This window comes from Trinickia diaoshuihuensis (genome assembly GCF_003390925.1).
GTDB classification, from domain to species: Bacteria; Pseudomonadota; Gammaproteobacteria; order Burkholderiales; family Burkholderiaceae; genus Trinickia; species Trinickia diaoshuihuensis.
In genome coordinates this window covers 49,201-64,721 of record NZ_QUBS01000025.1, presented here as the reverse complement: position 1 = coordinate 64,721, position 15,521 = coordinate 49,201, and the positions used below count along the sequence as shown (strand labels likewise).

Genomic DNA, 15,521 nt, shown 5'->3' with positions numbered 1-15,521 from the left:
ATCCTAGAATCGAGCCATCACAGCAGCTAGCCCGAGGAGGCTAATCGCGATGGCGGATCCTGCCTTGCCCAGTTCGTTTCCCAAAGCCGTTCTGTTCGATCTGCTCACCGCCCTGCTCGATTCGTGGACCGTATGGAATCGCGCAGCGGGCTCCGAAGCAATGGGTCGCGCCTGGCGCTCGACATATCTGCGCCTGACCTACGCAAGCGCCGGCTATGTCGGTTATGAAACGCTCGTCGAGCGAGCCGCAGCCGAGGTGGGGCTTCCCGCCTCGGCCGCCGATGCCTTAGCGGCCACATGGCTCGAATTGACGCCGTGGAGCGGGGCGGCAGCCGCGCTAAGCGCGTTGCGGCCGCACTGCAAGCTCGGCATCGTGACCAATTGTTCGGAACGGCTCGGGCGCCTTGCGGCCGGCATCCTGCCGGTGCAGTGGGACGTGGTCGTCACGGCCGAGCGAGCCGGCGCGTACAAACCCGATCCGCGCCCGTATGCCTTGGCGCTGACCGAACTGAGCGTCGATGCGGCCGACGCCGCCTTCGTCGCCGGATCGAGCTATGACTTGTTCGGCACCGCGAAGTGCGGCCTGCGAACCTACTGGCACAACCGGATCGGCCTTGCGCCGGTAGCCGGCGCACCGGCGCCCGAGATCGAATCGCCGACGCTCGATTCGCTGATCGCGTGGGCGAGCCGATTCGGCGGCACCGCTCCAGCACATTCGGGAGCGCGACAATGACAGCCCTTACGCTCCAAGCACTCGATACTCCGGCGGCGATCGTCGACATCGATCGCATGCAACGCAACATCGCCGTCATGCAAGCGCGCATGGACGCACACGGCGTGCGCTTCCGGCCGCACATCAAAACCAGCAAGTGCTTAGAGGTCATCCGGGCGCAGCTTCGCGCCGGTGCGCAGGGCGTCACCGTTTCAACGCTGAAGGAGGCCGAACTCTGTTTCGAGGCCGGCATCGAGGACATTCTTTACGCCGTCGGCATCGCGCCGGCGAAGCTTGCGCGTGCGATCGCACTCAAGCGGCGCGGCTGCGCGCTGAAACTCGTCGTCGACAACGTCGCCGCAGCCGACGCGATCGTCACCGCGTGCCGAAGCGAGAACGAACGGCTCGAAGTATGGATTGAAGTCGACACCGACGGCCACCGCTCGGGCCTCGCACCCGATGGCGAAACTTTACTCGAGGTCGGCCGGGCATTGCATGACGCAGGCATCCCGGTCGGCGGCGTCATGGCGCACGCAGGATCCAGCTATGAGGTGAACACCGAGGCGGCATTGCGCGCGCTCGCCGAACAAGAGCGGCAGGGCTGCGTGCTCGCCGCGCGGCGGCTGCGCGAAGCGGGGATCGAATGCCCCGGCGTCAGTGTGGGATCGACTCCGACCGCGCTCGCGGCCGAGCGTCTGGACGGCGTCACGGAGGTACGCGCGGGCGTCTACGTGTTCTTCGATTTAGTCATGCACAACGTGGGAGTCTGCACGCTCGGGGACCTCGCGCTCTCGGTTTTAACGACCGTGATCGGGCACCAGCCCGAGAAAGGATGGGTCATCGTCGACGCCGGCTGGATGGCGCTGAGCCGCGACCGCGGCACCGCGAAGCAGCCTTGCGACTTCCTCTATGGTCTGCCGTGCGACCTGGACGGCACACCGATCGAGGGACATTTGCTCATATCGGCGAACCAGGAACACGGAATCCTCGCCGCGGCCGGCAATTCGGTCCGCGGGGAGGAAGACGCTCTTGCCGCCCGGTTTCCCCTCGGCGCGAAGCTTCGCGTGTTCCCGAATCACGCGTGCGCCACCGGTGCGCAGTTCTCCGAGTATCACGCGCTCGATGCACAAGGCGGCCTGACCCCTTGGCATCGGTTCCGCGGCTGGTAACGAGAAATCACGCCGGCCCCGCCGTTCGAACGAATGCGCGGGGCCGGCGTTCGCCGGGCGTCTCAGCCCTCGTCGATCGCCCCATCCAAGGTCAACAGCGAGCAGGCCGTCACGGTCGCCTCCAACGGCGCGGTCCCGAGCGTCGCGGCGAGCTTGGCCAGACTTTGCTCGTCGCAGCCGGCCACGTCGACCGTCATGCACTCGTTGCCGGTCGCAGCGTCCACCTTCACCGCCCAACCGTAGACGCGGGCCCCGCTGTTTGCGAGGCTCCGCCATACGGAGATGATCCGCAGCCGTCCGGCTGGGGCACGAATCGAAAGTCGTTGAACGTTCACTTTGGTTGCCCTTGTTATGACTGTCGAAACGCAAGCCGTGGCACCATGCCACGTTTAAAGCGTAAGTCAGCGGAAAAATAACGGGTAGACTCGCCAAATGTCCGTAATTAAGCATTTTCGGACACTACGTCCGACGGCACTGTGCACTATTCGAGCGCAAAGCGAGCACCACGCACCCGCGGAGGGAATCGATTGTCGAAGGTGTATTTTTATTTCAACCTGCCCAAGAGCCAAGGCTTGCCGGAGCTCGATCTCGCCCGGCTCGACGCTTCCGGCTATACGATCGACCTGCGCCGCGTGGTGGTGGACCGTGCCCCGCATTCGCGGCCGGCGATGGAGCGCGGCGCGCTCGTCACGATGTTGCGTAGGATGCAGACGCACGATACGCTCGTCGTCACCAAGCTCGCGTTCCTGGGCAGCAGCGCACGCGATGTGCTGTCCACGCTAGAACGATGCCGCGATGCGGGACTTCGCGTGCACTGCGAGGAAACCGGTCCCGCCAATCTCGCGAGCGCATCGAAGCCGATCGCGGTGAAGACCTTGGCCGCTGTCGTCGAACTGGAACGACTCAGCGCCAGCGCGCGCACCCGTGAATTTCTGGACCAGGCGAAAAACGAAGGGCGTCCTCTCGGCCGGCCGCCTTCGCTCACTCGTCAGCAGCGCGCTCGCATTCTCGATCGGCTTTCGCGCGGGATGTCCGTCACCGAGGTAGCCCGGCAGTTCGAAACCTCGCGCCAAACCGTCATACGAATTCGAGACAAGGGCGGCGAGTAAGCGTTACTCCACGAGAGCGGGACCGGTCCTTGCGCGGATAGGGCAAAGGAACCGCACATTGAAAACACGAGATACGATCGTAGTCGGCGCTTCCGCGGGAGGCGTCGACGCGCTGGTTGCCATCGCCGCCGCGCTCCCGGAGCGCTTGCCGGCCGCCGTGCTAGTGGCGCTGCATATCGGGGCGCATCCGAGCGTCCTGCCAGAACTGATGCAAAAGGCGGGGCGCCTGCCGGCCCACCATGCGCGCGACGGCGAGCGCATCGCACACGGGAATATCTACGTCGCGCCACCCGACCTGCATATGGTCATCGAGGACGACGTCGTCAGAACGATCAGGGGACCTAAACAAAATTTCTCACGTCCGGCGATCGATCCGCTCTTTCGCAGCGCGGCCGTGGTTCGCGGCCCGCGCGTGATCGGCGCCGTGCTGACAGGACATCTCGACGACGGCACGGCCGGTCTCGCGGCAGTGCAAGCGTGTGGAGGAATCGCGATGGTCCAGGATCCGGAAGACGCTCATGCACCGGACATGCCGCGTAACGCCATGCGCGGCACCGTGCCCGATTACATACTGCCGATCGACAAACTCGCGTCGACGATCGCGGCGCTCGCAGGCAGCACGACGACCGACACGCCTTTGGCGCCGCCACCCGAACTAATGGCCGAAAACGACCTGATGCTAGAGCCCGATTCCATCGAGCGAATGGCGAAGGTAGGCCGTCCGACGGGTATCTCGTGCCCCGAATGCGGCGGCACGCTATGGCGGCTCGAAGCGCCCCCGCCTACTCGGTACCGGTGTCATACGGGCCACGCGTTCGGTGCGGAAACGCTCGGAGCGGCGGGCGATCATGTCATCGAACGTTCCCTTTGGCAAGCGGTGCGCGCCCTACACGAAAAGAAAGCACTCAGCACCGAACGCGCCGAGTATCATATGAGCTTAGGCGAGCCAAAAATCGCGCAACGCTTTGTAGCGCAAGCACGCGATGCCGCCGAAGCTGCACGTGCACTCGAGCAGTTGCTATACAAAAAAGACCGATCGTCGTAAGCCGGGGGCCAAAAAATTCCTTTGACCGGAGACGATGCCAAAGCTCAGCGATGGCCCATCGGCGCCGGCCCACGTCGACTTTCCCGTCGTAGGCCTCGGTGCCTCTGCAGGCGGAGTCCCCGCGCTGCAAACATTTTTCGAGGCGCTGCCCGCGACGACCGGGGCGGCGTATGTCGTCCTATTGCATCTGCCGGCCGAACATACGAGTAACCTCGACGCGGTATTGCAGGTAGCAACGTCGATGCCCGTCGCGCAGATTTCGACCGGGATGCCGCTCGCACCCAATCGCATCTACGTTGCCCCGCCATCGTGCATGGTGTCGATCGCGGACGGCCGGCTCGAAGCCACGCCCATATCCGGTGCGTACTCGATCGCCTGCTCCATCGACGCGTTGTTCCGCTCGCTGGCCGAGGCCGCGCAGGAACGCGCGATCGCCATCGTCCTCTCCGGGGCCGGGTCGGACGGCTCCGTCGGTATCAAGCGCATCAAAGAGTGCGGCGGCATCTCCATCGCGCAAAACCCCAGCGAGGCCGAGCACGACGGCATGCCGCGCACCGCCATCGCGACCGGGCTCATCGATTTCACGCTGTCCGTGAGCGAGATGCCGCAGCGGCTGCTCGACTTGTGGTCGAACGAGGGACGAACGAGCAGGCTAAACGTGCTCGTTCAGACGGATGACACCGATCAATCGGGCAACGCGTTTTCCGAGCGCAACCAACGTGCCCTGCGTGAAATCTTGATCGTTTTGCGTACGCGTACCGGTCACGATTTCAAGCGTTACAAACGCGCGAGCCTGCTCAGACGAATCGAGCGCCGTCTGCAAATCAACGGATTGACCGACCTGCAGCAGTATCGCGACTACCTGCATTTGCATACAGAGGAGACGAAGGCGCTACTGCAAGATCTACTCGTTAGCACGACGCATTTTTTCCGCGACCGGGACGCATTCGAAAAATTGCGCGTCGATGTTCTGCCGCTGATTTTCGCGCGGCGAGGCCCCGACGACCCGGTACGCGTGTGGGTAGCGGGATGCGCAACGGGCGAGGAAGCCTACTCGCTTGCAATGCTGCTGCACGAGGCGTCCGCGAAAACCGCCACAAGCGTGCCGTTCCAAGTATTTGCGACGGACATCGACGACCGCGCCATCGGCATCGCGCGCCAAGGCGCTTATGCACACGCCGCACTCGCCGATGTCGACCCCGCACGAGTCAAGCGATACTTCGTGAAGAACGGGGCGGACTATCAGATCAAGAGGGAGTTGCGCGAGCGTGTGCTATTCGCCCTTCACAACGTCCTTAGAGATCCGCCATTTTCTCGGCTCGATCTGATTTGCTGCCGCAATCTGTTGATCTACCTCGATCAAGCGGGCCAGGTGGATACGCTGCAAGCCTTTCGCTTCGCGCTCAAACCGGGCGGGTTCTTGTTTCTGGGTTCATCGGAAACCCCCGACGCCACGGGCTCGCTATTCACCTGCATGGACAAACAGGCGCGCATTTTCAGCAGCGATCCCGGCGCGCGCGCGACGAGGGCAGGCGCCGCCAACGACCCGCGGGCAACGGGGCTGGCGGCGCTGCCGCTGTTTTCGCCGACGTATAAACGTCCATTTTCGTTCGGCGATCTACATGGACGGCTGCTCGAAGATCATGCGTTACCGAGCGTGCTCATCAACCGCGATTCGGGGATCGTGCATGTTTCCGATCGTGCCGGCCGTTTTTTGCAATTCGTCGGCGGCGAACCGTCCCACAACGTATTGGCGGCGATCCGGCCCGAACTGCGAGGCGCATTGCGCAAAGCCATTTTCATGGCGCTGCAAAGCCGGCATCGAATCGATACCCGCCCTGTTCGCTTCGTTCATGACGGAGCGCCGTTCGCGGTTCGAATGATCGCGCGCACCGTGCACGACGACGAGTCGAACGACGACTTCGTGCTCATTTTGTTCGATGAAATTCCCGATAGCACGGCCGAGCCCGACGAGAGCGCCGCAGACTCCAACGCGCCTATCATCGCGCAGCTCGAACACGAGTTGCAGAGCATGAAGGCCCGGCTACAACGAACGGTCGAGGAGTACGAAACGTCGAACGAGGAATTGCGCGCGTCGAACGAGGAATTGCTGGCCATCAATGCGCAACTGAGGCTAACCGCGGAGCACTTGGAGATCGACAAGGACACCCTTGCGGCAACCAATTCGGAGCTCAAGACCCTCAATACCGACTTGCAAGCGAGGATGGGCCGGACGAATAAAATCAACGACGACTTGCAAAATCTCATCGTGGCCAGCGACATCGGCACGATCTTCGTCGACCGCACGCTGCGCATCATGCGCTTTACGCCGCGGGCAGCGGACGTCTTCGAGATTTTCGAATCCGATATCGGCCGCTCGTTGCTCGAAATTCCCCATCGCCTGCAATACGCTAGCCTAGAACACGACGCAGCGCAGGCGTTCGACTCCTTGCGCTTGATCGAACGCGAAGTGAGAAGCAACGACGGGCGTTGGTTTTCCGCGCGCTTGCAACCTTACATGACGACTCGAAACGTCATAGAGGGCGCCGTGCTCTCGTTTATCGACATTACGTCCCGACGCATCGCCGAAGAGCGTCTGCACAGCGCGAGTCAAACCGCCCTCGAGGAAGTGGAACGGCGTCAGGACGAGTTTCTGGCCGTCGTATCGCATGAGCTGAAGCACCCGCTGAACCTGATCAGCGCCAATGCCGAATTGATCGCTCGTTCGCCGACGGCGCGCGCAGAGCCGGCCCTCGCGCGCGCAGCCGATACCATTACACGAACCGTCGCCGGCCAGGCGCAAATCATCGACGATTTGCTCGATATTTCGCGCGTCAGAACGGGCAATCTCTCCATCACGCGCGTGATCGTCGATCTGGCCGACGTCGTTCACCGCATCTGCGACACAGTCGATCGAGAAGCACGGGCGGACGGCATCCGATTCGCGTGTACGATCCCGGATCATCCGGTCACGATCGAAGCAGACCTCACCCGCATCGAGCAGGTGCTGTGGAACCTCGTCAGCAATGCGCTCAAATATACGGGCCCCGGCGGCAGCATCGAAGTCGCTTTGCGTGAGGACGATGCCCTCGCCAGGCTCATCGTGAGCGACACCGGGATGGGGATCGACCCCGGCGTTATTCCGTATATCTTCGAAATGTTCCAACGCGGCCAGAATGCCGGCGTAACGCGTTCCGGGGGCTTGGGAATCGGCCTATCGCTGGTCAAAGAGCTCGTGGCGCTGCACGGAGGACGCGTATCGGCCCATTCCGACGGCCTCGGCCGCGGCGCCGTATTTACCGTCGAGCTGCCCCGCGCCGCTGGACAAAGCCAGGCGATCGAAGCCGGCTCACTGCCTCCGGCTCTCTTACGCAACACGGAAGTGGTGCTCGTCGACGACGACCGCGAAACCGTCGAGGCATTCAAGCTATTGCTCGAAACCGAGGGCGCGAGCGTCGTCGTCGCCACCGCGGGCGACGAGGCACTGCAGATTCTCGATGAGCGGTGCCCGTCATTCATCCTCTCGGATCTCGGCATGCCGGGTATGAGCGGCGTCGAATTGATCGAAGCGGTCCGCAAGCGCAACCGCTTGACCGGCGTAAAGGCCATCGCACTGAGCGGCTTCGGTCGCGACAGCGACGTGCAGGCGGCGCTGCGCGCCGGGTTCGACGCATATTTGACCAAGCCCGTCACGCTCGATGCGCTGCTGAACACGATGGCGCGGCTGCGGGCGCGGTAAGCGCCGACGAGCACGGCAGCGGCATCTGACGCCGTTGACGCGGAACTTGCGGCGAGATAGGCTCTCGCCGCCACCACCACCGACTTGCGCCATGACGTCGATGCTCTCGCCGCGGCTCGATCACCGTCTCGTCACCCAACGGCTGACGCTAGAACCGGTGGGCGTCGAGTTTGCCTATCAGTTACTCGAATATCAACTCGACAATCGCGCACATTTGCAGCCGTGGGAGCCCGCGCGCCGCAGCGACTTTTTCACGCTCGATACGCTGAGCTCGCGCGCACGGGCGATGGCCGACAGCATGGCTGCCGGCAACGCGCTGCATTGGCTCATGCTCGAGGGCGATACCGTCATCGGCGAATGCAACTTCACGAACATCGTCCGGGGGCCGTTTTTGGCTTGCCATCTCGGCTACTCGATCGATCACCGGCGCCAGGGCAAGGGGCTGATGCGCGAAGCGCTGATGGTGGCGATCGACTATGTCTTCGAGCGCATCGGCCTGCATCGGATCATGGCCAGCTACCGGCCCGAGAACGCGCGCAGCGAGCGGCTGCTCGCCTCGCTCGGCTTCGAACGCGAGGGATTCGCGCGCGCCTATCTGAAAATCAACGGCGTCTGGGCCGACCATGTATTAACGGCGCTCATCAATCCCGCCGTTTAATCGCACCCCTTTAATCGCCTCCTTTTCGCGAAAGGGCTTGAATCGGGCGTGCCAGGCAGACTATGCTTTCCCGTTGGTCATCCGAGGGGGCGAGCATGGACCGTATTCAGGCAATGGAAGTATTTACACGGGTCGTCGACGCAAATAGCTTTACCCGCGCGGCCGAAACGCTGGGCATGCCGCGCGCGTCGGTGACCACGATCATTCAGAATTTAGAGGCGTTTCTCGGGGTGCGGCTGATGAACCGCACGACGCGCCGGTTATCGCTGACACCTGATGGCGCCGCCTATTACGAGCATTGCATCAAGATCATCGGCGAAATCGCCGAAGCGGACGCGAGCTTCCAAGCGGGCAATCGCAAGCCGAGCGGCTTGCTGCGCGTCCATATGCCTAGCGCGCTGGGGCGGCGTATCGTCATTCCGGCGCTCTCCACGTTTCGTAAGCGCTATCCCGACGTATTGCTCGACCTCGGGTTATCGGATCGCCCCGTCGATCCGATCGAGGAAGGCGTGGATTGCATGATTCGCGTAGGCCCCCTCGAAGATTCGTCCATGGTGGCTCGGCGCGTTGGAATGCTCAAACGCGTGACGTGCGCGTCGCCCGGTTATCTGGCCAAGCACGGCGAACCGAAAACGTTCGACGAGTTGGCCGGTCACTATGCCGTGAATTTTCGCGCCGCGCCTGGCGCCCGGCCGATACCGTGGGTATTCGTCGTCGATTCAGAGCCGCACGAAGTCAAGATGAATAGCCTCATCACCGTCAACGATGCCGATGCTTACATGACGTGCGCGCTCGAGGGCTTCGGCATGATTCAGCCGACGCTCTTCATGGCATTGCCGCATCTGCTCGACGGCTCGCTCGTGGAAGTATTGCCCGGCACCAACCCGAAACCGAAGCCGATTTCGATCGTCTATCCGCACAATCGGCATCTGTCGGCGAAAGTTCGCGCATTCGCCGAATGGGTCGCCGAGTTGTTCGATTCGATGCCGGCGCTCGAGGACGTCTCGCGCACCCGCGAGCCGGCGGACAGCAAGCCATCGCGGCAACGGCGCGATGCCGTGACGGCATAAGGGGCGGCGCGCGAGTTCATGCTCCGATCGCCGCGCCGCCCGGGCGAGCATGTCGCGGACAAGCTCGATGCCTATACGCGCATGAAGTGGTTCGCGACCGCCTTGCTTGCGGCAATGGCGGGAACCTATCTGCTTTCGCGGGCCTTCGAGCCCCGATACCCGGCGCTCGGTTTCCTGCGGGCGCTGGCCGAAGCCGCGATGGTCGGCGGCATCGCCGATTGGTTCGCCGTCACCGCGCTGTTTCGCCATCCGCTCGGGTTACCGCTGCCGCACACCGCGATCATCCCCCGCAACAAGGACCGCATCGGCGAGAATCTGGCCGCGTTCGTCGAAACGAACTTTCTCGCTCCGGAGCTGATCTCGGGCAAACTCGCCCGCATCGACTTCGCGATTCAGTTTGCGCAATGGCTCGCCGTGCCCGAACGCGGCCGCCAAATCGCGCAGTGGGCGATCGATTTCGTTCCGAGCTTGCTTGCCGCAATCGACGACGAAGACATTCGCCGCTTTCTACACGAGAACGTCGCCAGGCGCGTACGCGATCTGGATACTCCGCTCGTCGTCGGGACCATTGCGGGCACGCTGCTCGAGGGCGGCCGTCATCAAGCCGTCGTCACCGAATTGCTGGAACAGCTCGGGCAGCTTTTCGAAGAACATAAGCCGCTCATTCGGCAACGCGTGCGCGAGAGCACCGCATGGATCTGGAAGAAGCTCTCGATCGACGAAAAGGTCTCCGACAATCTCATTGCCGTCGTCGATGAGACGCTCGGCGAACTCAGCGCGAATCCGGACCACCCCTGGCGCCGCGGATTCGACGACGCCATCCGCAACTTCGTGGAGCAGTTGCGCTCCTCGCCGGATTACCTCGCCAAATGGGATGCGCTGAAAGAGCGATTGGTCGAACATCCCGCGCTGAGCGACTATTTGGCGAACATTTGGCGCGATAGCAAACGTTGGATCGAAAGCGATACCGCCTCGCCCGATTCTCATATCAAAGCCCGCATCGAGGAAGCCGTCGCGGGAATCGCGGACGGACTGCACAGCGATGCCGCGATGCGCGACCGGCTCAATGCATGGTTGCGGGAAACGATGCTCGCATTGATCGACGGCCAGCGCCACGCCATTGCCCGACTGATTTCGGATACCGTGCATCACTGGGACGCCGATACCGTCACGAACAAGATCGAACTCGAAGTCGGCCGCGATCTTCAATTCGTGCGAATCAACGGCACCGTCATCGGCGGTATTGTCGGTCTCGTACTGCATACGCTCGACGTACTACTCTTCTAATTCAAAATCCTTAACGGCCAATAAATCGGCCTTTTCCGCCAACCAATCGATTCGATTTAGAAATCGCTTAATTGCGACGCAAACGTTTGCGCGCTTACATTAAAAGCCGATAATTTTCTTTCTAATTTTTTTGAATTTTCCACTCACCCTTCTTAACTTTTGTTTTGCAAATCAGGCCTTTATTTTCAACCCCAAAACATCGAAGCTACGCCCAAGCCGCGCAAGCGACTTAATGAAATGCAGTTGCAGCATCCACCTGCAAGTATTCGGGCGGCGAGACCAATCGAATTCAGACCGATTCGATTCATCATCAGCTATCAAAAATGGGGTGATACCTTGCGTAAGATAATCTCAGGCATTCTTGCCGTTGGCGCGGCGCTTGCGCTCGCCGGCTGCGGCGGCGGTGGCGGCGGCAGTTCTCCCGCCGCCGGGGCGACGAGCAACGCGGGCGGCGCGGCGAGCACGACGCCGACATTGGCCGCGGCCACCTCGGTCCTGGACGGCACGACACTCGGCACCGAATATTGGCCCTCGGGCTCGACTTCCACGGGCGGCCTCGGGCAACCCGTGAACGGATTCAATTGCGGCCCGGCCGGAAAAGACTATACGTATACGCATCTTTCCATTTACGTGAATGGAAAGCAGCTTGCGATACCGGCGAACATCGGCGTCGTACAGCCGACGTTGGCCGCGCCGAAGGGCTGCATGTATGCGCTCAACACCGTCGACGAAACCGGCAAGATTCGCATGCTCGAACCGAGCAACGCGCCGTACACGCTCGGGCAATTCTTCGCGATTTGGGGCCAGCCGCTCACGAATACGAACGTGGCGGGTCTCCAGGGCTCGCCGATCGCCGTCTATGTCAACGACGGCGGGAAGCTCACGCAATATACCGACTGCCTGTGCACGCTCGCGCTCCCGATCCACGGCGAAATCACGATTACGATCGGCACGCCGCTTACGCAAATTCCGACCTATGCCTGGACCGATCCGCCGCCGTTCGATCCGAATCCGGTCACGCTGACCTACGGCGGCACGGTCGGCACGACGCCCTATTGGCCCGATGGCGATACCGCCACGGGCGGCTCGGGCGCGAACGTCGACGGCCTGGCCTGCACGCCTAGCCCCGCCGACACGTATCACGTCCACGCGCACCTGGCTATCGTCTATAACGGCCAATGGCTCCAATTGCCGGAACACATCGGGCTGTTGTCGCAGTGCAGCTATGAAATGCACACGCACGACCATACCGGCATCATTCATATCGAGGCGCCCGACGTGAAGAATTACACGCTCGGCAACTTCTTCGACATCTGGGGCCAGCCGCTCACGAGTACGAACGTAGCCGGGCTGTCGGGCGACGTCGTGGCGTATATCAACGATAACGGCGAAGCGCGCCGCTATATGGGCGATTTGCGCGCGATCTCGCTGACCTCGCTGCGCGACGTGACGCTGCAAGTCGGCACGCCCGCGATCGGCACGCTCGCCACCTACTCGTGGTATGAACCGCAGTAATTCGGCTTTCGTCTGAACTGATCGCCGTCCTACGCGCGTACTGTGTGGCATAGCCCGCCATGCAGTACGCGCCTCTCCCGCCTCGGGCACCGCCCAACGCACAATTTCTTTCGATTTTTTTCGGAAGCATGGGAGCAGAGCCCCGCGTGTCCCATGAGATTGAAGTCATTTATTTTTCTTGCCGCATAAAAACCTCGCGGATACCTTTACCGCGCAAGCGATAACAATAAATCCCTCTCCCTTACCCACTAGCACGTATTCGTGCGGCGAGACCAATGGTTCCGGCGCTTGGCGGCGGGACTCGAGCGATGCGGCCGGCACGCGAGCAACGCAGGCGCGGGCCGACCGGATTCCGGCACGTTCCGCCATGTATCGGCATGGCCTCACGTGCGGCAGCCATCGCGACGACATCGGCAAAAACGTTCACCACTTCCTAAACGAGGCGTCGAATTTACCCGGGTATGGCGAAGTGCGGTGCGCTTTATCCGTATGCATTCGTTCGATCGAAACTATCGACTAACAAATCAGGGGCGATATGTTGCACAAAATCAGTTCAAGCATTCTGGCGATCGGCGTGGCGTTTGCACTCGCGGGTTGCGGCGGTGGCGGCGGCGGCAGCAGCGGCGGGACCAGCGCTTCAGCCCCGGGCTCGGGCAGCAGCGCGGGCAGTCAGGCGCCCACGCTGGCCGCGGCGACGACGGTGGCGGACGGCGCCACGCTCGGCACCGAAAACTGGCAAGCCGGCTCGACTTCGTCGGGTGGAACAGGCCAAGCTGTCGGCGGCCTGAACTGCGCCCCGGCGGGCAACACCTACACCTACACGCATCTATCGATCTACCAGAACGGAACGCAGCTCGCGCTGCCCGCAAATATCGGCACGGTGCAGCCCACGCTCACGGCCCCCAAAGGTTGCGTCTATCCGCTCAATACCGTCGACGAAAGCGGCAAGATCCGCATGGATGTCACGAGCAATGCAACCTATACGCTCGGCCAGTTCTTCGCCGTTTGGGGCCAACCGCTTAGCGCGACCAACGTCGCGGGTCTGCAAGCCTCGTCCGTTACGGTGTACGTCAATAACGGCGGCACGCTGACGCAATACACGGGCGATCTTGGCAGCCTCGTGCTGCCGCCGAAGGGCGAAGTGACGATCATGCTCGGCACGCCGCTCGCGCAAATCCCGACCTACACCTGGAGCGATCCGCCCCCGTTCGATCCGAACCCGATCACGCTGACGTTCGGCGGCACGGTCGGCACCGCGGTGCACTGGCCCGACGGCAATACCGCAACGGGCGGCACGGGCGCCGACGTGGACGGTCTGACCTGCGCAACCGGCATGGCCAATACGTTCCACGTGCATGCGCATTTGGCCATCGTCTACAACGGTGTGTGGATGCAATTGCCGCAGAACATCGGCATCCCGCAGTCGTGCTACTACGAAATGCACACGCACGACCATACGGGCATCATCCACGTCGAGGCGTTCAGCCTGAAGACGTTCACGCTCGGCCAGTTCTTCGACATCTGGGGCGAGCCGCTGACGAACTCGAACGTCGCGGGTTTGACGGGCGACATCGTGGCGTATATCAACGATAACGGCGAGGCGCGCCGCTACATGGGCGACCTGCGTGCGATCCAGTTGATCTCGCATCGCGACATCACGCTGCAAATCGGTACGCCGGCCGTCGGCACGCTCGCGACCTACTCATGGTACGAGCCGCAATAAGTTAGCAGTGAGCTCCGTGGGCAGCGACCGGCGAATCACGATCGTCTGTCCACACTCTGGGGCCATCGGCCGATGGCCCCAGCGCACTCCCCTCATTTCTCCCCTCGCGTCGTTCACTTAGGCCGGCATCCCCGACCCGTTGCGCCGGATCGCGCGATAATCGTGCGATCACTTCTCGGGAGCCGGCATGAGCGACGTCGTCGCAGGTGTGTTTCGTTCGCTCAAGTACTTCAACTATCGGGTTTGGGCAAGCGGCGCAATCGTCTCGAACATCGGGACATGGATGCAGCGCACGGCGCAAGATTGGCTGGTCCTCACGCAACTCACGCATCACAGCGCATCGGCCGTCAGCATCGTCATGTCGCTGCAATTCGGTCCGCAATTGCTGTTGCTTCCCGTAAGCGGCTATGCCGCCGATCATCTAGACCGGCGCAAGCTCCTGATGTTCACGCAGGCCGCGCAAGGCGCGCTCGCGCTCGGCTTGGGCGCGCTGACGCTCGCGGGCCTCGCGCAGCTATGGCACGTCTATCTCTTCGCCTTCTTGTTCGGCTGCACGACGGCGATGGATGCCCCCGTGCGTCAAACGTTCGTATCGGACCTCGTCGGCGATGCGGAACTGGCCAATGCGGTCGCGCTCAATTCGACGTCGTTCAATCTCGCGCGGATGGTCGGCCCAGCCGTGGCCGGCTTCATCATCGCTTATGTCGATACGGGCTGGGCCTTCGTGCTGAACGGATTGTCGTTCGCCGCCGTACTTGTTTCGCTGTGCTTCATGCGCACGCACGAACTACGCCGCGGGCCGCGCATGACGCGCACGCCCGGCGGACTCACCGCTGGCTTCCGTTACGTTTGGGCGCGGCCCGATTTGAAAGCCACGGTGATCATGCTGTTTTTGATCGGCACCTTCGGCCTGAATTTTCCGATCTTCATTTCGACGATGGCCGTCAGCGTCTTCCATCTCGGCGCGAGCCGCTACGGCGCGCTCTCCTCGATGATGGCCGTCGGCACCGTGACCGGCGCGCTGTCGAGCGCCCACTTCAGCCGGCCGCGCTTTCGGTCGCAGTTGATCTCGTCGGCTGTGTTCGGCGTGAGTTGCGCCGTCGCGGCGCTGGCGCCGACCTATTGGTCGTTCGGCGCCACGCTCGTCGTGATCGGAATCGCCACGTTGATGTTCCTGACGACGACCAACAGCTTGATGCAGCTATCGACCGAACCCGCCATGCGCGGGCGCGTCATGGCGATCCGGCTTGCCGTGACGCTGGGCGGCACCCCGCTCGGCGCGCCCGTCGTCGGCTGGGTTGCCGATCATGCCGGACCGCGTTGGGCTATTCTCGTGGGCGCGGCATCCGGTTTCGCGGCGACCTTCGTCGCGCTGCGGGCAATGGCGGGCGAATCAACCCGCCCCGAAGAAACGCTCGCCGCCGACGATTAAACAAGTCGAAATATTGCACCGAGCGCAAGGTCGTCCGTATCGGTTGCACGGGAAGCAACAAT

General features: G+C 62.5%; 12 protein-coding genes. 11 read left to right on the top strand and 1 reads right to left on the bottom strand.

Annotated elements, in window-relative coordinates:
• The first annotated feature begins 49 nt into the window (after positions 1–49).
• Positions 50–733 (top strand): HAD-IA family hydrolase, encoded by a 684-nt coding sequence (locus DXT59_RS07050; protein WP_116136203.1) that lies wholly within the window; start codon positions 50–52, stop codon positions 731–733.
• Positions 730–1,881: an alanine racemase gene (locus tag DXT59_RS07045; RefSeq protein WP_116136202.1), complete on the top strand. Its 1,152-nt coding sequence runs from the start codon at positions 730–732 to the stop codon at positions 1,879–1,881. Before DXT59_RS07050 ends, DXT59_RS07045 begins: the two co-directional genes overlap by 4 nt.
• A 62-nt stretch (positions 1,882–1,943) precedes the next feature.
• Here DXT59_RS07045 and DXT59_RS30485 read toward each other — a convergent pair whose 3' ends face one another.
• Positions 1,944–2,105 carry a hypothetical protein gene (locus DXT59_RS30485; RefSeq protein WP_162877980.1) on the bottom strand — a complete coding sequence of 54 codons (162 nt, stop codon included), beginning with the start codon at positions 2,103–2,105 and terminating at the stop codon, positions 1,944–1,946.
• A 312-nt stretch (positions 2,106–2,417) separates the two neighbouring features.
• Between DXT59_RS30485 and DXT59_RS07035 the strand changes: the two genes are divergently transcribed.
• The 9 genes from DXT59_RS07035 to DXT59_RS06995 all read left to right on the top strand — a co-directional run bounded on the left by DXT59_RS07035 (position 2,418) and on the right by DXT59_RS06995 (position 15,459).
• The gene (locus DXT59_RS07035; protein WP_116136200.1) at positions 2,418–2,990 is read left to right on the top strand and encodes a recombinase family protein; all 573 of its coding nucleotides are present in this window, start codon (positions 2,418–2,420) and stop codon (positions 2,988–2,990) included.
• A gap of 58 nt (positions 2,991–3,048) precedes the next feature.
• On the top strand, positions 3,049–4,035 hold the full coding sequence (locus DXT59_RS07030; RefSeq protein ID WP_116136199.1) for a chemotaxis protein CheB: 987 nt from the start codon (positions 3,049–3,051) through the stop codon (positions 4,033–4,035).
• A gap of 34 nt (positions 4,036–4,069) precedes the next feature.
• The gene (locus tag DXT59_RS07025; protein WP_116136198.1) at positions 4,070–7,774 is read left to right on the top strand and encodes a chemotaxis protein CheB; all 3,705 of its coding nucleotides are present in this window, start codon (positions 4,070–4,072) and stop codon (positions 7,772–7,774) included.
• Between the two features lie 91 nt (positions 7,775–7,865).
• Complete coding sequence (locus tag DXT59_RS07020; RefSeq protein ID WP_116136197.1) at positions 7,866–8,432, top strand: GNAT family N-acetyltransferase; 567 nt, start codon at positions 7,866–7,868, stop codon at positions 8,430–8,432.
• Positions 8,433–8,527: 95 nt separating this feature from the next.
• Complete coding sequence (locus tag DXT59_RS07015; RefSeq protein WP_116136196.1) at positions 8,528–9,502, top strand: LysR family transcriptional regulator; 975 nt, start codon at positions 8,528–8,530, stop codon at positions 9,500–9,502.
• Between the two features lie 18 nt (positions 9,503–9,520).
• The gene (locus DXT59_RS07010; protein WP_116136195.1) at positions 9,521–10,789 is read left to right on the top strand and encodes a DUF445 domain-containing protein; all 1,269 of its coding nucleotides are present in this window, start codon (positions 9,521–9,523) and stop codon (positions 10,787–10,789) included.
• A 336-nt stretch (positions 10,790–11,125) separates the two neighbouring features.
• Positions 11,126–12,304: a hypothetical protein gene (locus DXT59_RS07005; RefSeq protein ID WP_205417384.1), complete on the top strand. Its 1,179-nt coding sequence runs from the start codon at positions 11,126–11,128 to the stop codon at positions 12,302–12,304.
• 535 nt (positions 12,305–12,839) lie between these two features.
• Positions 12,840–14,027 carry a hypothetical protein gene (locus DXT59_RS07000; RefSeq protein WP_205417383.1) on the top strand — a complete coding sequence of 396 codons (1,188 nt, stop codon included), beginning with the start codon at positions 12,840–12,842 and terminating at the stop codon, positions 14,025–14,027.
• A gap of 187 nt (positions 14,028–14,214) precedes the next feature.
• Entirely contained in the window at positions 14,215–15,459 is a 1,245-nt protein-coding gene (locus tag DXT59_RS06995) for an MFS transporter (RefSeq protein ID WP_116136194.1), read from the top strand.
• Positions 15,460–15,521 lie beyond the last annotated feature (62 nt).